General features: G+C 75.5%; 16 protein-coding genes. 5 read left to right on the top strand and 11 right to left on the bottom strand.

Going from position 1 to position 20782, the window contains the following annotated elements; translation table 11 throughout:
• Positions 1-49 precede the first annotated feature (49 nt).
• From IE308_RS01850 to IE308_RS01870, 5 genes are all read right to left on the bottom strand, one after another.
• Positions 50-1849: a hypothetical protein gene (locus IE308_RS01850; protein WP_190216299.1), complete on the bottom strand. Its 1800-nt coding sequence runs from the start codon at positions 1847-1849 to the stop codon at positions 50-52.
• Positions 1846-5628 carry a vWA domain-containing protein gene (locus IE308_RS01855; protein WP_506005315.1) on the bottom strand — a complete coding sequence of 1261 codons (3783 nt, stop codon included), beginning with the start codon at positions 5626-5628 and terminating at the stop codon, positions 1846-1848. Before IE308_RS01855 ends, IE308_RS01850 begins: the two co-directional genes overlap by 4 nt.
• 5 nt (positions 5629-5633) lie before the next feature.
• On the bottom strand, positions 5634-6803 hold the full coding sequence (locus IE308_RS01860; RefSeq protein ID WP_190217323.1) for an ATP-binding protein: 1170 nt from the start codon (positions 6801-6803) through the stop codon (positions 5634-5636).
• A gap of 233 nt (positions 6804-7036) precedes the next feature.
• Complete coding sequence (locus tag IE308_RS01865) at positions 7037-12079, bottom strand: hypothetical protein (RefSeq protein ID WP_190216300.1); 5043 nt, start codon at positions 12077-12079, stop codon at positions 7037-7039.
• On the bottom strand, positions 12076-12930 hold the full coding sequence (locus tag IE308_RS01870) for a DUF4132 domain-containing protein (protein ID WP_110635144.1): 855 nt from the start codon (positions 12928-12930) through the stop codon (positions 12076-12078). Before IE308_RS01870 ends, IE308_RS01865 begins: the two co-directional genes overlap by 4 nt.
• A 133-nt stretch (positions 12931-13063) precedes the next feature.
• Between IE308_RS01870 and IE308_RS01875 the strand changes: the two genes are divergently transcribed.
• Together IE308_RS01875 and IE308_RS01880 are read left to right on the top strand one after the other, a co-directional pair.
• Positions 13064-13681 carry a hypothetical protein gene (locus IE308_RS01875; protein ID WP_190216301.1) on the top strand — a complete coding sequence of 206 codons (618 nt, stop codon included), beginning with the start codon at positions 13064-13066 and terminating at the stop codon, positions 13679-13681.
• Between the two features lie 72 nt (positions 13682-13753).
• Entirely contained in the window at positions 13754-13969 is a 216-nt protein-coding gene (locus IE308_RS01880; RefSeq protein ID WP_190216302.1) for a hypothetical protein, read from the top strand.
• On the opposite strand, the gene IE308_RS01885 is transcribed toward IE308_RS01880, so the two are convergent.
• Positions 13926-14435 carry an NUDIX domain-containing protein gene (locus IE308_RS01885; RefSeq protein WP_308440070.1) on the bottom strand — a complete coding sequence of 170 codons (510 nt, stop codon included), beginning with the start codon at positions 14433-14435 and terminating at the stop codon, positions 13926-13928. The genes IE308_RS01880 and IE308_RS01885 overlap by 44 nt on opposite strands.
• Before the next feature lie 95 nt (positions 14436-14530).
• On the opposite strand from IE308_RS01885, the gene IE308_RS01890 reads away from it, so the two are divergent.
• Both IE308_RS01890 and gap read left to right on the top strand, forming a co-directional pair.
• Positions 14531-15487: a GlxA family transcriptional regulator gene (locus tag IE308_RS01890; RefSeq protein ID WP_190216303.1), complete on the top strand. Its 957-nt coding sequence runs from the start codon at positions 14531-14533 to the stop codon at positions 15485-15487.
• A gap of 111 nt (positions 15488-15598) precedes the next feature.
• Positions 15599-16612: a type I glyceraldehyde-3-phosphate dehydrogenase gene (gap, locus tag IE308_RS01895; RefSeq protein ID WP_190216304.1), complete on the top strand. Its 1014-nt coding sequence runs from the start codon at positions 15599-15601 to the stop codon at positions 16610-16612.
• A gap of 54 nt (positions 16613-16666) precedes the next feature.
• On the opposite strand, the gene IE308_RS01900 is transcribed toward gap, so the two are convergent.
• Together IE308_RS01900 and IE308_RS01905 are read right to left on the bottom strand one after the other, a co-directional pair.
• Positions 16667-18208 (bottom strand): serine hydrolase, encoded by a 1542-nt coding sequence (locus IE308_RS01900; protein WP_190216305.1) that lies wholly within the window; start codon positions 18206-18208, stop codon positions 16667-16669.
• Between the two features lie 65 nt (positions 18209-18273).
• Complete coding sequence (locus IE308_RS01905) at positions 18274-18798, bottom strand: hypothetical protein (RefSeq protein WP_229908658.1); 525 nt, start codon at positions 18796-18798, stop codon at positions 18274-18276.
• Between the two features lie 373 nt (positions 18799-19171).
• Here IE308_RS01905 and IE308_RS01910 point away from each other — a divergent pair, with 373 nt between their 5' ends.
• A complete protein-coding gene (locus IE308_RS01910) occupies positions 19172-19486 on the top strand; it encodes an alpha-amylase inhibitor (RefSeq protein ID WP_190216306.1) in 315 nt (104 codons plus the stop codon).
• A gap of 13 nt (positions 19487-19499) precedes the next feature.
• On the opposite strand, the gene IE308_RS01915 is transcribed toward IE308_RS01910, so the two are convergent.
• The 3 genes from IE308_RS01915 to IE308_RS01925 all read right to left on the bottom strand — a co-directional run bounded on the left by IE308_RS01915 (position 19500) and on the right by IE308_RS01925 (position 20773).
• Positions 19500-19856 (bottom strand): hypothetical protein, encoded by a 357-nt coding sequence (locus IE308_RS01915; protein WP_190216307.1) that lies wholly within the window; start codon positions 19854-19856, stop codon positions 19500-19502.
• Between the two features lie 113 nt (positions 19857-19969).
• On the bottom strand, positions 19970-20500 hold the full coding sequence (locus tag IE308_RS01920; protein WP_190216308.1) for a hypothetical protein: 531 nt from the start codon (positions 20498-20500) through the stop codon (positions 19970-19972).
• A 3-nt stretch (positions 20501-20503) separates the two neighbouring features.
• Positions 20504-20773: a hypothetical protein gene (locus IE308_RS01925; RefSeq protein WP_110635116.1), complete on the bottom strand. Its 270-nt coding sequence runs from the start codon at positions 20771-20773 to the stop codon at positions 20504-20506.
• Positions 20774-20782 lie beyond the last annotated feature (9 nt).

Raw genomic sequence — 20782 nt, forward strand, 5'->3', positions numbered from 1 at the left:
CCCTGAACGGCGTGTCCGGGTGCCGGACCCGGAGGCGTATCGGGGCGTCTCATGCGGGTACCGGGGCGGCTCCCCACGCCTGCGCGCACAGGGCGGACTCGACCGTGTCCGTGTAGACCGCGGCGGCGAGCCAGGCGCGGGCGAAGCGGTCCGTGTCGGCCGGGAGCAGCCGGCCGAAGGCGTCGCGGGTCCGGTCCGCGGCGGCGGCGTGCAGGTCGCCGAGGAGGTCGGCGGCCGTGGCGAGACCGGCGGCCCGGAGTCGTACGCCGTCGCCCTGGCCGCCCTGGGTGAACGACAGCACGCGGCGGCCCCCGGACACCGCCTGGTGCACCCGGCGGCGCAGCAGGTGCAGCGGGGCCTCGTCCCCCGCACCGGCGACGGCCGGGACGGCGGGCGCGGGCACCGGCTCCGTGGGCAGGTCCGCGCGCTGGAGCCGGTCCAGGCCCAGGTCCACCCGCGCCGCCGGGTCGGCGGGGTGCTCCGCCGCGAGCAGCAGAGCGCGCGGGCGGGGTGCGGGCACCAGGCGGGCCACGACGCGCAGGCGGCTGCCCGGAGCGCTCGCGAGCAGACGCAGGTTGTCGCGGCAGGGCAGCGCCGGGTCGTCGTGGGCGACCGCCAGGCGTACGGGTACGCCCCCGCAGTCGGCCAGCAAGCAGTCGCCCGCCGCCTCCCGGACCGTGCCCACCAGCGTCACCTCCAGGAACAGCAGGTCGTGCTCCCCGTTCAGGGCGCGCCGCACCTGCTCGGCTGCCGGTACGGCCCACAGCCGGTCCAGCGGCTCCTCGCGCCAGGTGGCGCCGGACGCCCGCACCGCCCGTACCCCCGCGCCCGCGCCGAGGCGGCCCGTCGGCGAGACGGTCGCACCGGAGACGGCCAGCCCTGCCCGGGCCAGTTCCCGGTGGGTCAGGGCCGTGTCACCCATGCGCACGGTCCGGTCGGCGGCGCCGACGGCCCGGGCCGGCCCGCCCGGCGCCACGTCCGACACCGTGTACAGGCGGCCGTCGGCGTCGGCGGTCCAGGTCACCGCGCCCGCGTAGCCGGTGGCCGTGAGGACGGGCTCGCTGAAGAGGCCGTACAGGCGCAGGGAGCCGTCGGGGCGGTACGGCTGGCGGGCGGTGCCGCGCAGGTCGGCCAGTTCGGGACCGGTCGCGTGCGGCAGCCGGTGCGTGACGCCGAGGACTCCGGCCAGTGCCGCGGCGAGGTCGGCGAGGCGGTACCCAGGGTCGGCGGAACGGGCTGCCCGTACCCCGGTCACCACCGAGACGGCCGCCGCGGAGGCGCGCGGGAGACCGGCGAGGCGCGCGGAGTGCGCGGCGCGCAGCAGCTCCGCCTGGAGGACGGCGCCGGCCCCGTCCGCTCCGGCTTCCAGGACGGCGGCGGCAGCGTCGTACACCGCCCTGGCCGCGGCGACCCGGCCGGCGGTGGGGGTCTCGTCCGTCTCGGGGGCCCTGGGCGTCTCGGCGGTGGTGGGCTCCGGTGTCTCTGCCCCGGGGGTAGGGGTCCCGGGCGGGGCGGGCCGCTGTCCCTGCGCCTCCTCCGCCGGGGGCTCGGGCGGGGCGTCGTCGGCGACCGGCGCGGCGGAGGCGGCGGCCGCGCGGTGCAGGCAGTCGGGGGCCAGCAGGCAGCCGCAGCGGATCGCGTCCGCGCTGGTCACCGCACCGCCGGGGGCGTCCAGGACGACGTCGGTGTCGTCGTCGACGGCGATCCGGACGCTGTCGCCCTCACGGACGGCCGGACGGGCCAGGAGCTTGGTGACCCCCGCGTCCAGCCGCTTGCGCAGCCGGGGTGAGAGCGCCGCGACGAGTTCGGCGGTGACGTGCGGGGCGACGGCCGGCAGGTCCGGGCTCATGCGATCTTCTCCCCTACCCAGCGGGCGAGTTCGAGTGGACTGAGGGCGGCGACGGGCATGCCCGCGGCGACGAGCTGGCCGGCGACGCCGGTCGAGTAGCGCGGCCGGCCGGTGTCGTCGAGACTCGCGCAGCCCAGGACGTGGCAGCCGGCCCCGACCAGGGCGCGCACCTCGGCGAGCAGGCCGCCGAGCGGGTAGCCCTCCTCGAAGTCGCTGACGACCACGACGAGCGTCCGGGACGGCACGGTGACCAGTTCCCGCGCGTGCCGCAGCCCGGCCGCGATGTGGGTGCCGCCGCCGACGCTGACCTCCAGCAGCAGGGACAACGGGTCGTCGACGTGCCCCGTGAGGTCGATGACCTCGGTGGAGAAGGCCAGGAAGTGGGTGGAGAGCGTCGGCACCCCGGCGAGCACCGAGGCGGTCAGCGCCGCCCACACCGTGGACGCCTCCATCGAGCCCGACACGTCCGTCACCAGGATCAGCCGCCAGTCGGCGGCGCGGCGGGCCCGCGCGCGGAAGACGGGCCGCTCGGGGATCACCTGCACGGTGCCGTCCGGCGTGCGGCGCGCGGTCGCGAGGTTCGCGCGCAGCGTGCGCGGCAGGTCCAGGCCGCCGCCGGGGCGCCGACTGGGCCGCGGCAGCGCGGTGCCGTGCAGGGCGGGGCGCAGCCGGGTCGCGAGCTGCCGGGTCAGCGCGTCGACCAGCCGCCGTACGAGCGGGCGCAGCGCGGCCAGCTTCGCCTCGGGCAGCCCGCCCGCGTGCCGCAGCACGGTCCGCAGCAGGTCGACCGAGGGCCGCGCGCTGTCCGCGTCCAGCTCGGTGAGGACGTCCGTACGGCCGGAGGCGGCGGCAGCGGCCAGCACCTCCTCCCGGATGCCGGGCCCGAACAGCGCGGCCAGTTCCTCGGACCACTCCCGCACCCCCGGGTACGGCGCCTCGCGGCCGCCGCCGGAGCCCGGGCCCCGCAGGTCCCCTCTGCTGCCTTCGCCGCGTCCGCTGCCGTACAGCTCGTCCAGGGCGGTCGCCAACGGGGCCGCGTCGGGCGGCAGCCGGTCCGTGTGGCGTCCCAGGAGGAGGCGCCAGCGGTCGGCGGGGGCGAGGTAGGGGGTGTGGGGGGTGTGGGGGGCGGGTTCGGCGGTCGGGGCGCCGATGGGCTCAAGTGGGGTGTCTGCTGCTGGTACGGCCGTCGCGGCTTGCACTGTGCCGTCGGCAGGTGGTGTGCCCGGCGCGGGAACAGTCGTCGCCGGAGGGGCCGGCACAGCCTGCGCGGTGCCGTCGGCTCGATCGGTGCGGTCGCCGGGGGTGGGCAGGAGGCCCAGGCGCTGGAGGGTCTCGCGGGCCTCGAAGTCCGCTCGGGTCCAGGCGGCGAGCGCGGCCGGAGCGATGCCGTCGGGGTCGGTGATCCGTGCCGTGCCGAGGCGTTCCTCGACGGCTGCGAGGAGCCGGTCCCGGGCGGCGGGGCTCAGCGTGTCGAAGCCGCCGCGCAAGGCCGGGAGCCGGTCGAGGAACTCCCGGTCCGGCAGCCCGGACACCCGGTCGAGGAGCGGTTCCAGGGCGGGCGGCGCGGCCTCCAGCAGCGGGCCCGCGGCGGTCAGCAGGCCGGTGAGCCGGGCGGTGAGCGCGGCGCGCGCGCCGGGGTCGGTGGCCCCGTCCACCCAGGAGGCGACGCGGTCGCCGAACGCCCGCGCGTCCTCCTGCCCGAGCAGGACGCGTACGGCGCCGGCCGCGCCGCGCATCAGGGGCGAGCCGTCGGCTGCCAGGCGGGCCAGGGCGTCGGCGAGGCGGATGCCGCCCGACGGGTCGGCGCGGTGCGCGAGTTCGAGCAGGGCCTGCGCGTCGGCGGGGTCCTCGGACCCGGTCAGCCCGTCCACCTGCCGTACGGCCGCCGCGGTGAGCAGGTCCGTCACGGCGGCCGTGCGTGCCGTACGGTCCGCGTTTGGGGCGAGGCCGGGGATGTGCCCGGCGCTCAGCCGGTCGAGGAGGGCCAGGCCGGTGAGGAGTTCGGGCAGGGTGCCGGCCTGGGGCAGGATCTCGGCGACCTCCTCGAGGCGCTCGTCCGCGAGCCGTTCCAGGCCGCATTCGGCGGCTTGCCCGAGGCCCGTGAGAGCCTGGGCGGCGGTCGGCCCGCCCTCGTCGTGTTGGGCGCGCCGCTGTTCGCGCAGCACGCCTTCGGCGGCCTGGGCGAGGGTGACCCCGCGCACGCCGGCGGTGGTGAGCATGGCCGCCGTGGCCGGTGTCCAGCGCACCTCCCAGCGTGAGGTGATCGCGTCGGCGCCGCCCGCGCCGACGACGTCCCGGGGTTCGCCGTAGGGCACCCCGCACACGGTCATCCGGCGCAGCAGCAGTTCACGGCGCCGGTCGAGGTCGGACCGCAGGGGGTCCAGCCGCAGGTCCCGGGTGCCGCCGCGGCTGTCGGCGTCGTGCGGTCCGGGCAGGCCGAGCGAGGACACCTCGGCCTCGACGGCGGGCGCCAGGCCGCTGCGGGGCGCGCCGGGTGCGGGGCGGCCCTGGCGCGTGCCGACGAGGACCCGCTCCATCGCCCGGGCCACCGCCCGTCCCCGGCCGTAGGGCTCGCCCTGGGCGAGGACCGTCTGTACGGCTTCGACGAGTTCGCCGCGGCCCGCCGCGGGCAGGCCGCGCAGCCGGGCGAGGTCCGAGGCGAGGCGGCTGACCTCGCGGGCGTCGGCGGGTCCGGAGGGGTGGCCGAGGTCCCGCAGCTCGGCGCAGACGCGCACGGCCGCCCGGGTCAGCGCCTCCTCCAGCCGCGCCGGGTCGCCGGCCGCGTGCAGGACCATGTCCTGCCACTGGGGGTCCCGGATGCCCGCCGGGTAGCCGGACCGCTCGTCGAGCAGGGCGTAGGTGTACGGGATCAGCGAGGTCGTCCAGCCGGCCTTCGCCACGTCGCCGGAAGCGGCACCGGCGGCACCGTCCGCGGCGGCAGCGGTCGGTGCGGGCTCCCCCGCCTGCTCCCGCTCCTCCTCCGTGTCGGGGTGCGGCAGGAGTGCCGGGGCGTGGAAGGCGCCGACCACCGCCGCGGCCCGCTGTCCCCGTGCGCTCGCCTCGGCCAGCCGGGCCCGCATCCACCGCTCCCGCCGGAGGTCGAGTTCGGGTACGCGGCCGGCGGCGACCGCGTCCGCGCGCAGTGCCCACCCGGTGAGCAGCGCGGCCCGGCGCAGGGCCTCGGGCGGGGAGCCGGGGGCGGTCGCCTCGACGAGCCGGTCCCACAGGTCGTCGCCGGGACGGCCGGTCAGCCGGGTACGCAGGGCCGTGGTGAGGGTCGGGCCGCCGGGCCGGGCGTCCTCGGCCCGGCGGCCCTCCCGCCACGCGGGGTCGGCGAGCGGCAGGTCGCAGGCGACCACCGGTACGCCGTGCCGTCTCGCCCAGCGCACGGCGGCGAGTTCGGGCGAGAAGTCGGCGAACGGGTAGAACGCGGGGCCCTCGCCGCCCCGGCCGTCCGCGGGCGCGGCGGCGAGGGCCACCGGCGCCCGGGTCTCCTCGTGCGCCAGCCAGGGCAGCCACTCCTGCATCTCGGCGGGCAGCTCGACGAGGAGCACGTCCGGCCGTGCCTCGTCCAGCAGCGCGGGCACGGCGGCGGCCAGCGAGGGCGCGTGGTGGCGTACGCCGATGAGGTACGGCGCGGACGGCCCCGTGAGCGCGGCGAGCGCCTCGTCGGGTGTGCGTGGGCCGACGGCCGAACCGCTCCGGATGTCAGCGGGGTCCGGCGTACGGCCTGGCGTGGCGGGCGGCGCGGGCTCGGCCGCCCCGGGCAGGTGGGTCACGGCGGTCAGCCCTCCAGGACCGTACGCAGGTCCCACAGGGTGCGCCAGGTGGCGGAGCCCTGTTCGGCGCGGCGCCGCACGGGGCCGTCCCAGTAGCCGCGCAGCCGGGCGGCGTCGGCGGGGTCGTCCTTGCGGACCACGCCGAGCAGGTGCCCGGGCAGCAGGCCGAGCACGTCCCGGTCGCCGGGGAAGTAGGCCGCGGCGAGCGCGAGCGCCCCGGCCACGGAGACGGCCTCCGCGGTGCTCATCACCGTGGACGGCCGCTCCACCTCCCAGCCCTCCGCGGACCGCCCTTCGCGCAGGTCCCGGAAGGCGGTGACCAGGGCCTCCAGTACGGCGTCGTCGACCTGGAACGCCGCCCCGGCCCGCTCCACCGACGCCCGGGCCTGGCTGCGCACCAGCGCGGTCTCCGCCTCCAGGTCCCCGATGGGGCCGACGGTCTCGAAGTTGAACCGGCGCTTGAGGGCGGCGGACATCTCGGAGACGCCCTTGTCGCGGAGGTTGGCGGTGGCGATGAGGTTGAAGCCGGGCGCCGCGTGCGCCAGGGCGTCCTCGGTGCCGGCCAGTTCGGGTACGGCGATCCGCCGCTCGGAGAGCAGCGACACCAGCGCGTCCTGCACTTCGGGCAGGCAGCGGGTGACCTCCTCGACGCGGGCGATCGCGCCCCGGGACATCGCGGTCAGGACGGGCGAGGGCACGAGCGCCTGCCGGCTGGGGCCCTGTGCGAGCAGCAGCGCGTAGTTCCAGCCGTACTTGAGCTGGTCCTCCGTGGTGCCGGCGGTGCCCTGCACGACGAGGGAGCTGGTGCCGCAGACGGCTGCGGAGAGCAGCTCGGACAGCATCGACTTGGCGGTGCCGGGTTCGCCGACGAGGAGCAGGCCGCGTTCCCCGGCGAGGGTGACCACGCACCGCTCGACCAGCGCGCGGTCACCGACGAACTTGCTCTCGATCACCATGCGGTGCGGCACCCCGTCGGGTGCCCGCGTCCCGTCGTGCAGCTTCAGCGCACGGCCGTCGCTGCCCATGACGAAGGTGACGACCGCCCGCGGGGTGAGCCGCCAGGCGGGCGGCCGGGGCCCGTCGTCGTACGCGGCGAGGAAGGCCAGCTCGACGGCGTGGCGGTCCTCGGGCGGGACGATCTGGCGGGCGGGGGCGGGCGACAGCGAGGTGGTCATCGGTGCGGGTTCTTCCGGGCGGGGGCGGGCGGTGGTCTTCGGGGGCGGAGGCGCGGCCGGTGTGCGCGCGGCGGGGGCGTTCGTCATGGGCAGCGCCCCACGCGCTTGGCGAGGATGTCGGTCATCGGCGGCGCCCTTCTCGCATGGCGCGGATCTCGGTCATCGGCGGCGCCCCTCCCAGGTTGCGCGCGAATCGGTCGTCGCCTGCGGCTTGCGCGTGACGTGGACGTCGGTCATCGGCGGCGCCCCCTGCGGGTGGCGCGGGTGGTCAGTTCCTCGTAGGCCGGGGCGTCCCCGGTGCGGACGCGGTCCCAGGCGCGTGCGAACACCTCGGGTACCGGCATCGAGGGCACGGCGCGGACATGGTCGCGGAGCGGGTAGAGGTCCTGCTTCCACACCTCCGCCGGCAGCGCCGGGGCCTTGAGGTCGAGCCAGCCGCACGGCAGGAACAGGGTGCGTCCGGCGCGTGACCGTTTCGCCTCGACGACCAGGTCGGTCGCGGCCAGCTCGGCGCGGGCCTTCTTGATTCGGGCGGGCTTCCAGCCCGTCCAGCGGGCGCAGTTGCGGTCGGTCGGGTCGGGCAGGGCGAGCAGCTGGAGGTAGAGCGCCGCCGCGTCATCGCTCAGCCCGTGGGCCCGCGCGACCTCGGTGACCAGGCCGGGCACGCTCAGCTGCGGGTCCTGGGCGGGGCCGGTGGGTTCCCCGGCGTCCGTGCCGGCGGCGAGGGCGCGGGCGAAGTCGTCGCGCAGCAGGGTCCGCAGGGCGCGCAGGCCCTGGCCCCGGGCGGGGCCGACCAGTCCGTCCAGCAGGTCGAACACGGGGTCCTCGGGGTCCGTGAGGGCGGCCGGGCGGACCAGCACGGCCTCCAGGTCCTGGTGCCAGGGACGCAGCACCAGTGCCTCGCCCAGATGGGTCAGGCCGTGCGCGTCGGCGCCGCCGGCGGCGGGCAGCCCGTACGCCTTGCGCAGGTCGACGGAGGTCGAGGAGCCCTTGTCGTTCCAGGTCAGGTCGAGGTCCAGGAGCAGGCCGGGATCGGCGACGCGGCGGCGCAGCGCCGCCAGGCTCTCGGGCAGGCGGGCGCGCAGCGGATGGCCGTACGGCAGGAAGTAGGCGAGCCGGGCGAGGGCGATGACGGCGGCGTTCAGGTCGCGCCGTCCGGGCAGTGCCTCGGGGTCCTCGGGGACCAGGTCGCCGTCCTTGTCGGCGCGTTGGACCGTGGTGCGGCTGATCCAGGGGGTGCGGTCCGGGTTGAGGACCTCTTCGGCGCTGCTCAGGTCCAGCCCGGTCGCGGCCAGCTCCGCGGCGAGGTCCTCGGGCAGCCGTACGGTTCCGGCGAGCCGTTCGCGCCACATGCTTCCGGCCGAGGCCGTGTCCGGTCCGGCCGTCCACAGGTCCGCGGGGGTGTCGGGCAGCAGGGCTCCGACGAGCGCGGCGGCCGCGCCGTCGCCGAGCGAGCCGAGCAGTGTGTCGCCCAGTTCCTTCTGACGCGGCTTCAGACCGGTCGTGGCGGCGGCCTCGTCGGTGAGCTGTGCCGGTTTCGCGGCGACCAGCAGCGCCGCCTGCACCGGCCCGAGGCCGTCGAGGGTCGCGGCCGTCAGGGCGTCGGGCGCCGCCGGGTGCCAGGGCGCCGGGCCCTTGTCCCGGATCAGCGCGGTCACCGCGGTCAGCGTCTCGGCCGGGAAGGTCACCGGGTGGGCGGTCTCCCGCTCCAGCACGAAGTGCGCGATCGCGCCGAACGCGCCGGTCGGGTCGTGGTCGAGGGCCAGCCAGCGCACACGTCCCTGGTGGTGGTCGATGTTCTGGCAGCCGAGGACGACGACGGTGCGACCCTCGCGGCGCAGCACCTGGCCCGCCCGCTCCAGCTTCTCGTACGGCTCGCTCAGCACGACCTCCCGCAGCGCGCCCCCGGGTGCGGCCAGGGGGCCCTCCGCGACGGCGTCGAGCATCAGGAGCAGGGCCTGCCGGTGGGTCTCCGTCAGGGCCGGGGAGGCGGCGCGGTAGGCGAGCGGGCGCAGCACGTCCAGCACGCAGGGCCAGAGCGGGCCGATGCCCGGGACGGTGAACTCGTCGCTGCGCCACCCGTCGGCGTGTCCGGTGGTCCGGGACGCCTCGCGCAGCGGCTTGCCGTCGGCCGGCCTCCCCGACAGGACGTGGTTGACCGCGCGGATCTGGCGCAGGGTGGACCACTGCCCCTGCCCGCCCCACCCGTGCAGAGGGGCAAGGCCTGCCACGGCCTCACGCAGTGTCAGGTCGTCGCCATGCTCGGGCCGGCAGTCGGCGAACATGCCCTCGGTGCGCTTGCGTTCGGTCTTGGGCCGTTCCGCCGGGGGCTTGAGGAAGCCGGCGATCGAGTCGGCCAGGTGCAGCACCGAGCGCACCAGCGAGGTGACGCCGGTGAGCAGGTGCGGTTCGGTCAGCGTGGGCAGGCAGTCGGACACGGCCCGGCGCAGCACCTCGTCGGCGGTCGGGACGGCCGGCTTGCCGGTGGTGGCCGGGGCGGTGGTGCCGTCCGTCGTCCGGCCCGCCGCCGCGACCAGCGCCTGCCGTTCCTTCAGCGCCTCGGTCCCGGCGCGCAGCAGTGCCTCCGCCTGTGCGTCGGTGAGCGCCCGCAGCAGCGCGGACGCGGCCTCGTCGCGCGGGCGCAGCGCGTGCCAGAAGTCGGCCGGCGGAACGAGCCGTGTGCCGGCCGCGAACTCGCCACCGCGCTCCAGCGGTGTCACATGGCCCAGTTCCCGCGCGCCCGTGCCGTCGTCCTGCGCGCACAGGGCGATCTGCCGGTAGCGGGCGACCGCGACGGGTTCGGCACCGCCGGGCAGCCGCAGCGCGCCGAGCGGGACGCCCGGCCGCCGGCCGCGCACCTCCGTGACGGTGACGGTCCGGCCGTCCGGCGTGCCGGCGGTGGTGCGGGCCTCGTCGCCCTCGCCCTCGGTGCGCACCCAGCGGCCGAGGACCGTGCCGTCCGTGCCGAACGGGCTGTCCTCCAGGCCGGGTTGCAGGGGCAGGACGGCGCAGTGTTCCTGGAGCAGGGTGGCGTCCTCGCGGATGCCGGACCTGAGGAAGGCAGGCAGCGAGGCACGGCCGTGCGTGCCGGTGGCGGGGTCGTACTCCAGCCACACCTGCTGCCGGCCCTGGCGGCCCTGCCGCCAGTACGAGGTGCCGTCCCCGAGGACGGGGCGGCCGGGCGGCAGGTCGGTGTCGCCCGCGTGCAGGGCGCGGCCGCCGGTGGCGCGGCCGCCGCCGGGCAGCGGGATCGAGGACGTGCCCGCGTCACCGCCCTGGTACCAGCGGGGGACCTTCTCGCCGCCGACCGGGAACACCTCGGAGGGGCGGGCCGACCAGTAGCCCCGCAGCTTGCCGTCGTGCCACCACATCACCAGCAGTTCGCCGTCCGTGTAGCGGAACGACGGGCGCTGCCAGCGGTCCAGCTCCGGCGGCAGCCGCAGGTCGTGTTCGAGGAGAATGCCCTGCGGTCCGACGACGATCGCCTTGTGGCGGCGGGCAAGGATCAGGGCGGGCCATGCCTCGTGGACGGCGAGCGTGTCGTCGCGGTCGCGGCGGGTCTCGTCGTCCAGGCGCCGCAGTGCCTCGTCGAGGGCGGGCCAGCCCAGCTCGTCGAAGATGCCGGCGCGCAGGGTGCGGCCGAGCAGCGGCGCGACGTCCAGCGCGGCGACCCGTTCGACGGCCTGCGGGTTGATCCGGGCGGCGACGGCGCCGAAGGCGCGCATCCTGTGCAGGGCTTCGCGTGCGGCGGGCAGGCCGGCCGCGCGGGTGAGGTCGTCGGCGGCGTCGTCCAGCCATTCGCGCAGGATGTCGGCGAGGACGGGGTGCCCGGCGAGTTCCTCCAGCAGCCGGGGACCGGGCCGGTGGCCGTGCAGCGTGCCCACCGCCTGGTAGAGCAGGCGGCGGCAGCGCGGGTCGGCCGCGACGGCCGTCAGGTCGCGGCGTCCCGGCCGGGAGTCCTGCAGCCACTGGTTGACGGCGAGGTGGACGTCCGTGTCGGCCGCGGGCAGGGCCAGGGGTACGCCGTCCGCCGCGCACAGGTCCAGCAGGTCGAGGTCGGCGCTTGCCTGCCAGCGGCCGCTGAACAGGTCCACCGGGCGGCCCTGGGCGCGCAGGTGGCCGGTCATGCGCTCGACGAGGGCGAGGGTGGCGGGCGACCGGTCGCCGACCGTCGCGCCGTGCTTGCGGTGCAGCGCCCAGCGGCTCAGCCAGTCCGCCGCGTCGACACCGTCGGCCGGGGCCTCCCCGGTCAGCAGGCGGTCGGCGCCGGTGTCGGCGAGCAGCGCGAGCCAGAACTCGTCGTCGTCCCTGGAGCGGCCGAGGCCGGCGGGCATGATCTCCAGCAGCCGGGCCCGTACGGCGGGCTGCTCCTCGGCCAGGGCGACGAGGGTCGCCCGGTAGGTGTTCCAGAAGGAGGCGGGGGCCCGGACCGCCGCCGGGGAGGCGATGAGGTCCGCGACGAGGGCGCACTCCTCGGTGACCCGGTTCAGTCCCGCCGCCTTGATCAGGGCGCGGGCGTCCTGCGGCAGCGAGGCGTACGGCGGCATGCCCGCCGCGCAGCGCTCCACGATCAGCTGCCGGTACTGCGACCAGGCCTCGGCGGGGGTGAGCCGCGCCGACAGGTCCTTCACGTGTTCCTTGAGCGCCTTGACCGTCAGGGCGCCGGCGAAGGCGAACTCCAGGAAGACGGCCCGCTGCCGCTCCTCGTCCACGGTGAGGGCGTGGACCCGCTCGGCCTCGCGTGCCTTGCCGAAGAAGGCGGCGGCGTAGGTGGTGTTGTCGTGCTGGAGGAAGACGCGGGCGGCCTGCTCGTAGAAGGTGGGCAGGAAGTGCGGCACGGCGCGGCCGAGCCGGGCGCCGAGTTCCTCGAAGCCCTCCTTCGCGGTGCCGGGGCGGGACTTGGCCTGCCGGGCGAGCCGCTCGACGTCCTTGACCAGGGCCAGCGCGTGGTGCCCGTTCGCGGGGTCGTTGACCAGGGCCCACGCGGGGAAGCCGAGGGTCTCCCGGCGGACCTGGCCGACCTCGTGGACCTCCGGTGCGCGCACCAGTCCGAGGAAGTCGAGGGCGAGGTCCTCGGCCTCGCCGAGGGTGCCCGGCACCAGCCGTACGACCTGGCGGTCGTCCAGCGCGGGATGCGTGTACGCGCGGACGGTGAGGACGTCGGCGTCCTCCCGGTCGGTCGTGCCCGGGGGCAGGACGGCACCGGCGTCGAGCAGTGCGGCGACCGTGGCCGCGTCACGGGCGGCGACGGTGCCGCCGGTCAGGTGGGTGGTCATGCCGCACGCTCCTCGTCCTCTACGTCCCGTCCCGCGTACAGGGCCGCGGCCATGCGCAGGCCCTCCGACCAGGCGACCGGGCCGACCTGACCGAGCTTCAGCGCCCGGCCGGCCGCGTCGGTGAAGACCAGGGGGCCGGTCTCCGTCTCCTCGTAGCCGTCGTAGTCGCCGATCCACACCCGGGCCTCGACCGTGCGGCCGTCCTCCAGCACGGAGCACACCGCGTGGCCGCCGCGCACCCGGTAGCCGAGCTGGGCGGCCCGGCCGTGCAGGAACCGCAGTTCCTTGAACGCGCCGCCCGCGTAGTCCTCGACGGCGGTGGCGTCGGCGTCTACGGCCGCGGGCCGGTGCCACACCTCGCGGAAGAGCTGCTGGGCGCGCTGCTCGACGCCCAGCTCGACGGCGAACTCCCGCAGTTCCTCCAGGTCTTCGAGGAGGACGGGGTGCGGCAGCCGGACGAGGGCGGGGGCGATCCGGACGGTGTCGCCGTCGAGGTCGACCAGGCCGAGGCCGCGCTCGGTGTCGGCGTCCCGCAGGAACCCGGCCACCTCGCCGTCCTCCCCCGTGACCACGAGATCGCGCAGCGCGGCCTGCCAGGCGGGGTCCGGCCAGACCCGGGCCAGTACGGCGAAGGGCACCGGGAGGGAGCGCACCATCCAGCGCTCCACGTCGGCCAGGCACTGCCGTTCGTGCCGCTCCAGCCACTCGACGAGCTGGCGCAGGCCGACCACCGCCGGATCGTCGGCGATCTTCGGCGGTACGGACTTCAGCCGCCGTCCGGCCGCGTTGCGGCACACCACCTTGCCGTCGTCGAGGGCGACTTCGTAGTCGCCGGCCGACACCCACCCCATGCGTGCCTCCCCGCACCCGTAGTGATCAAGTGACGGGAACTGTAGAGCAGACCTCTGACAACGCCGTCGCCGGTGGCCGACGGCTGTGGACGGACGGGTACGGCGGGCCGGTGACGCCGGGTAGCGTGCGGGTGTGGGAGACAGCTACGACGCGGCCGGCATCCAGGTCGTCGACTTCGACGAGCACGTGCGCACACACCCGGAGATGTACTTCTGGGCGCGGCGCGGCGGCCGCGATCCGGCCACCCGCATCCTGGCCGACGTGCTGAGTCACGCCCTGCATCCGGCCGCCCGTCTCGCGCCCGCGCACACCGCGCGGGTCGAGGCCGGGATCGAGGGCGATCTGACGTTCTGGGTGGCCGACGATCTGGTCGAGGACGCGTGGGACGGGGACCGGCCCCCTTCCGGCTATTACGGCTCGCTGCTCAGCCCCGACCGGTGGACCTGTGCCGCGGCGGCGGCGCTGAGCACGCGCACGGTGGTCGAGGTGTGGCGGGACGGACGCGGCTTACGGCAGGAGCTGTCCGGCCTGCGCCCGGTCGAGGACCCGCGGGAGATCGACGCGCCGGCGGGGAGGGGAACCCGGGTCCTCTTCGAGCTGGACGCGACCTGGGCGGGCCCCGCCCTGTCCACCGACCTCGCCTCACTGGACCTGCACGCCCCGCACTGCGACGCCCCCCTCGGCCCGGGCCACGTCACGCTCCGCGACCTGCGCGCTCCGCACGGCCCGGCCGCCGTCCGCCTTGAGTGATCCCTGCGCGGCGGGCACACGACCGGCCCATGACACCGTGCGCGCCGCCCCTGCCTGGCGCACGGTGGGTCCATGGCTTCCCCTCAGCCCATCGTGGTCTATCCGCCCGGCGAGGACGGCGGGCGCCGCGTCCGCGTCGACGGCCGCTTCGTCGGGATGGCGTACGGCCCCCTGGACATCGTCGAGTTCCTGCGGCTCGCCGGCCTGGACGACGTGGACGACGACTGGGTGCTGGCGTCGGCACTCATCGAGTGGCGGGGTGGTGGGGCGGAGGTGTGGGAGCACTGAGCCGCGCGAGGTAGGCGTCGATGTCCGACAGCCGGCCGGGCAGCGGCGATGTCAGATCCCACCAGCAGGCCGCTTCGATCTCGTGGTCGGTGTCGAACGGGCGCCGTCGCAGGGTCCGGCCGGCGAACAGGGCCCCGTACTCGGGGCGCTGTTCGGGGCCGAGCAGGAATCCGGCGCGGCCGACGCAGCGCAGGGCGCCGTCGGGCACCTGTCCGCTCTCCTCGGCGAGTTCCCGGAGGGCGGCCTGGCGAGGGGTCTCCCCCGGCTCCACGAAGCCGCCGGGAAGTTCCCACTGGCTGCGGTACCGGTCGTGGACCATGACGACCTCGCCGCCGTGCCACAGGGCGGTCAGCGCCAGCGGCAGGCGGACCCCGGTGGGGAGGTCGTCCTCGGTGCACCGCGTGAAGGAGACCAGCCGGTTGCCGTGCCGGTCGACGGCGAGAGGCGCGGGTGACGGAGGGCGCATGCGGGAGTCTGCCCGGGGTCGCTGCCGGTGAAGCACCTCCCTGCCGGTGAAGCGCCTCGCTGCCCCCTTCGCCGGCGCCCACGTAACCTTCTGCCGTGCCCGCCTCCCGTCTGCATCGCGTCGCCGTCCTCGTGCTGGAGGGCGCGAAGCCGCTCGATGTCGGCATCCCCGCCCAGGTCTTCACGACCCGCGCGAGCATGCCGTACGAAGTGCGGGTGTGCGGGGCGGCGCCCGGCCTGGTCACCGGCGGGGACGGGCTGTCGTACTCCGTCGCCCATGGTCTGGACGCGCTGGCGTGGGCCGACATCGTCTTCGTGCCCGGCTACCGGTTCCCGGACCGCGAGGATCCGCCGCCGGCCGTGGTCGACGCGCTGATCGCCGCCCATGCGCGGGGCACGCGGCTCGCCGCCATCTCGACGGGTGCCTTCGCTCTCGCCGCCACGGGTCTGCTCGACGGCAGGCGCGCCACGACGCACTGGCACTACACGCGGGCGCTCGCGGCACGGTATCCGCGGGTCCGGGTCGACGAGAACGTGCTCTTCGTCGACGAGGGCAGCGTGCTCACCTCGGCCGGCGCCGCCTCCGGCATCGACCTGTGCCTGCACGTCCTGCGCGGCGACCTCGGCGTGGCCGCCTCCAATCACGCCGCCCGCCGACTGGTCGCGGCCCCCTACCGCAGCGGCGGGCAGGCCCAGTACGTGCCGCGCAGTGTGCCGGAGCCGGTCGGCGAGCGTTTCGGCGCCACCCGGGAGTGGGCGCTGCGCCGGCTCGGCGAGCCCCTGACGCTCGACGTGCTGGCGCGGCAGGCCGGGGTGTCGCCGCGGACGTTCTCGCGGCGCTTCGTCGAGGAGACCGGCTACACGCCGATGCAGTGGGTGATGCGTGCCCGGATCGACCTGGCCCGGGAACTGCTGGAGCGGTCCCAGCGCAGCGTCGAGCAGATCGCCGCCGATGTCGGACTCGGCACGGGCGCCAATCTGCGCCTGCACTTCCAGCGGATCCTCGGCACCACGCCGAGCGAGTACCGGCGCACGTTCACCCGGGGCGAGTAGATCCTCCCGTCCCCAGGCCGTGGCGGGATCCTTTTGAACCATGGCGATCCCGCCACTGTCAGCGGCCCCGGGCGTCGGCGAGCCTGGTGGTGAAGGGAAGGGAGATCACTCATGACTCGCATCGCCATCAACGGATTCGGCCGCATCGGACGCAATGTGCTGCGCGCGCTGCTGGAGCGCGACAGCGCCCTGGAGATCGTCGCCGTGAACGACCTGACGGAGCCGGCCGCGCTCGCCCGGCTGCTCGCTTTCGACAGCACGGCGGGCCGGCTCGGGCGTCCGGTCTCCGTCGACGGGGACACCCTCGTCGTCGACGGCCGCCGTATCCGGGTGCTGGCCGAGCGGGAACCGGCGCAGCTGCCGTGGGCCGACCTCGGCGTGGACATCGTGCTGGAGTCCACCGGCCGGTTCACCTCGGCCAAGGCCGCGCGCGCCCACCTCGACGCGGGCGCGAAGAAGGTGCTGGTCAGCGCGCCGTCGGACGGCGCAGACGTCACGCTCGCGTTCGGGGTCAACACCGACGCCTACGACGCGGACCTGCACACCGTCGTCTCGAACGCCTCCTGCACCACCAACGCCCTCGCGCCGCTGGCCTCCGTCCTCGACGAACTCGCCGGTATCGGGCACGGGTTCATGACGACGGTGCACGCCTACACGCAGGAGCAGAACCTGCAGGACGGCCCGCACCGCGACGCCCGGCGCGCCCGGGCCGCGGGCGTGAACATCGTGCCGACGACGACGGGCGCCGCCAAGGCGATCGGCCTGGTGCTGCCGAACCTCGACGGGAAGCTGTCGGGCGACTCCATCCGCGTGCCGGTGCCGGTGGGTTCGATCGTCGAGCTCAACACGACCGTCGCCCGTGACGTGACGCGCGAGGACGTGCTGGCGGCGTACCGCGCGGCGGCCGAGGGGCCGCTCGCCGGCGTCCTGGAGTACTCGGAGGACCCGCTCGTCTCCTCCGACATCACGGGCAACCCGGCGTCGGCGATCTTCGACTCGGCCCTCACCCGTGTCGACGGCCGTCACGTGAAGGTGGTCGCGTGGTACGACAACGAGTGGGGCTTCTCGAACCGTGTCATCGACACGCTCGAACTCCTCGCCGCGCCGGCGGCCACCCGGGCGTGAGGCGCACAGGGCGGCGCGGGCCCCTGCCCGGGGTCACCGCCGCCCGGACGTCTCCTAGCCGCGTGTGAACGTCCCGAGTCCTTCCTTGTCGAGGTACTCGACCTTGAAGGACTTTCCGTCCGGGGCGAAGGTGACCCCCGTCCGGCCGACCGCGTTCTCGCCGGCGGTCTGGAAGCTGAACGTGTCGCCGGAGTAGTGCGTGAGCCGGTACGACTGCGGCTTCGGCCCCAGGCGCAGCGTCAGCGTGCCGTCCGCGCCGGCGACGACCTCGGCGCGCCCGTAGTAGTCGCTGTGGTACGTCCCGGCGTAGGTGCCGGGGTCCTTGGCGGCCGGCGCGTCCGACGGCGGGTGGGCGTAGTCGGTCTTCGACCGGTCCGCGTCCGCCTCCTGCTGGTACAGCGCGTCCACGAGGGGGATCCAGTCGCGGCTGACCTTCCCGTGCTGGGCGATGTCGAAGAAGTCGAGGGCGACGGCGTCGGCGACCCCCACCGGTGAGGTGTTGGTCAGGACGACGATGCCCAGCTTCTCCCCCGGCAGCATGGTGACGTTGGTGTGCGCGCCCAGCGCGAACGCTCCGGTGTGGGAGAGGCGGAGCCGGCCCTCGTCGTCGTAGGAGACGTTCCAGCCGAGGCCGTAGAAGCCGGTCCGGCCGGCCGGGGCGTGCGGCGGGTTCGCGACGGACTGCGGCCAGTGGGTGCGCTGCAGGGCGTCGGCGTCGATGATCTGCTTGCCGTCGAGCTTGCCGTTCGCGAGCTGGAGCCGCAGCCATACGGCCATGTCGCGGGCGCTGGAGCTGACGCCGCCGGCCGGGGACTGGGCGTCCGGGTCCCGGACGTACTGCGCCTTCCAGGTGCCGTCGGCGGTCCGGACGTGCCCCCAGGCCCGGTTGGCGGCCTTCGCGTAGTCCTCGAAGCGTGAGCTGGTGGAGTCCATGCCGGCCGGCTTGTAGAGGGTGTCGGCGGCGAGTTTCTCCCAGGGCACGCCCTTCTCGTCGGCGACGGCCTGAGCGGCGGCCGTCAGGCCGAAGTTGGTGTACGCGTAGCTCGCGCGGAACGGGGTGAGGGGTTCGTAGCGCAGGTGGGAGAGGATGTACGCCCGGTCGTAGCCGAGGTCTTCGAGGAGGTCCCCGGCGTGGTCCGGCAGGCCGCTGCGGTGCGCGAAGAGGTCGGCGGCCGTGACGTGGGAGGTGACCCACGGGTCCTTGAGGCGGAAGTCCGGGACATGCGGGGCCACGGGTTTGTCCCAGCCGTCGGTGCCGACGGCGCCGGAGACGACCGTGGAGGCGATCGGCTTGGAGACGGACGCGAGCTGGAAGACCGTGTCGGCGTCGACGGCGGCCTTCTCGCCGGCCTTGCGGACGCCGTAGCCCTTCAGGTGGATCACCTTGCCGTCGTGGACGACGGCGACGGCGACGCCCGGTGTCCCGGTGCGTTTCATGGCGGCGCGAACCACTCCGTCGAGCTGGTCGACGGCCCGCTGCACCTCGGCGTCGTCGAGCTGGGGCGGCGGCTGCGGCGGGGGCGGCGACGGTCCCGGCGCCGTGGCGCCCAGCAGCGCCGTCAACCCGGCCACAGCGAACCGTCCCAGAATGCTCACCTTTCCATTGAAGGCCCGGTGGCGTGATCTGTCGCGCGGGGCGGACGGACCGCGGACGGGGCCCCTCAGCTGTGCGGCTCTTCGCTTCGGCCGAGCGCCCTGACGGCGTCGCGCAGGCGGCGCAGGTCGTCGGCGGGCCGGCCGAGGCCGTTGAGTTCGAGCCGGGCCGCCTCGGTGCGGGCGTCGGGGTGCACGGTGAAGGCCATGTTCAGCGCCTGGTGCACCATCCACTGGTCGTAGGCCAGCAGACGGCCGGCGTACGCCCTGACGTCGGCGAGGTCGGAGTCGGTGATCGGCAGTTCGCCCAGGCGGGCACGGAGGCGGTGGAACCCGGACAGGGCGCGTGCGCAGTCGCGGGCGGTCTGCCCGCTCGCGCCGTCGCAGGCGCCGCACGCCGCGACCGCCGTGTCCGCGGACCGCAGCGCGGCCACGCCCTCGTCCAGCACGGCCAGCAGCACCCCCAGCTGGACCGAGCGGGGGATCCCGGCCTGGGGCGGGTGCCCGGGGCGGCGGAGGCTGGCAGCGGCACGGCGGCAGCGGGCGGTCGTCGCCGCGCGGCCGGACCGGACGAGCGCGCTCCACTCGGTCATGGCTCTCCTCCCCTCTCAGTGTGCGCCTCGACCGGCGCCCCGACAGGATGCGGTCCGATGCCGGACGCCTGGACCCGGCAGGGTGCCGGGAGGCTCCGGGTGGGTGGAAGGCGATCACCTGCACCGAGACGGTCACGTCACTTCGTGAACACGGAAACCCTTGAAGCGTCAACCGTGCATTTCCGGCCGACAAGCAGCTTCCTTGCAGATCAACGGGTTAGGGGGCTGCAAGAAGCCGACTGGCCGAAAGCAGTGAGGGCCGCACCGCACGAGCCGCCGCCTACCGCAGACTGTCACCTGTTGAACACAGAGCGGGCACCGGCTCGGCACATGACTTCAACTATTTGACTGTTTCTCAGGAAGGTGAACTGCCATGCGTACACGGGTACTTCGGCACGCGGCCCTGGTGGGTGCGGGCGCCGCGCTCGCCCTGTCCCCCCTCGCGGCCGGACCGGCCTCCGCCGACACGACCGCTTCCGAGCCCGCGCCCTCCTGTGTGAGCCTCTACCAGAGCTGGCGGTACGCACAGGCCGACAACGGCTGCGCCGAGACGGTGACCGTGAAGGTCGTCTACGAGGACGACACCGAAGGCCTGTGCTACGCCGTCGCACCGGGCCAGATCACCACCGTCGGCGACGGGTACATCGGCCAGCACGGCCACGCCCGCTACCTCGCCCGCTGCCTTTAACCCCCAGCCGCCGTCACGCGGCGCTGCTCCTCGGCGTACGGCGGGCGCAGCCCGCGTCGTGGTCGGCGCCGAGCGAGGTCCACCAGCGCTCGCAGCAGGCGGCCTCCAGCTCCGCGCGGACGGCGAGCTCGGCGGCCCGGTCCTGCCGGGCCAGGCGCCGCCCCTCCCTTTCCCGCAGTACGGCGGTGCGGCGCCGCTCGTCGGCGAGCAGGGCCTCGCGGCCGATGCCCACGACACCGACGAGGCCGGCGAGGGCCATGGCCACGCTGCTCCACGGTGCCGCGGTGTCCCAGGTGGCGACCACGCAGTACGCCAGCCACAGGGTGACGGCGGCGTAGAGACCGGTGACTATGCGGCTGCCTGTGCTCATGGGACCCTCCGGTGTCGTACGACGTGGACGTACCCCCGGATGCCCCCGATCGGCTCCGTCAAGCGACCCTCGGCGCGACGCCGGTCCCCCGCGTGGCCGCCCCTGGGGCGGGGTCAGGTCCGCCGGGCCGCCGTGTCGGCGGAGAGCGCGCGCCGCATGGTCAGCAGCCGGCGGTGATTCCTGTTGCCGTAGAAGAAGCACCAGCCCAGGAAGACGACGCTGAGCACGGTGAGACCGACCGTCTGCCGCGGCCCGGCCGTCAGGGCCGTCGCCGCGACGACGGCACCGAAGAGAACCGTGAGCCCGACCTGGGCGAGGACGCGGTGGCGTGTGCGGTGCAGGCGCTGCTCGACCAGGCCGCGCATGGCCTCTCGCTCCTCGGGATCCGTGGGCACGTCGCCCTTGCGGAGCTTGCGGTCCAACGCCACCATCCGGTCCGTCGAACCTCCGGAGGCGCGCTTCTCCTTGCGCCGGGCCGCGGCGACGACGGCGATGCCGCCGGCCGACATCACCGCCGTACGCACGACGACCGAGAGGAAGGAACGCCCCGGGAAGACCACCATGATGAGGACGCTCGCGGCGAGGACGGACAGGAGCATCTGCGCCCACAGGTGCTTCGCCAGATAGGTGTTGATGCGTTCCACGCGTCACCTCCCCCGCAGCCGCGTCCGGCGGCGGACCGCGCGGTACCGCATGCCCAGGGCGATCGCCAGCACGATCAGCCCTTCCACGCTGTACGCCCAGCGCGCCGCCCCGCTCAACGCGCCGACGGCACTCAGGACGGTCCACAGCGCCGCGATGACGCACAGCGCGGTCCAGGCGATGTCGGCGATACGGGCGGACAGTTGGTCGTACTGCACGGTGCCGGGTTCGAGGTCCCCCAGCCCGGAAGCCTCCGCTCTCTCCGGTCGCGGCACGATGCCCTC

The sequence above is a fragment of the Streptomyces griseosporeus genome, from assembly GCF_014656055.1.
In the GTDB taxonomy this organism is placed as follows: Bacteria; Actinomycetota; Actinomycetes; order Streptomycetales; family Streptomycetaceae; genus Streptomyces; species Streptomyces griseosporeus.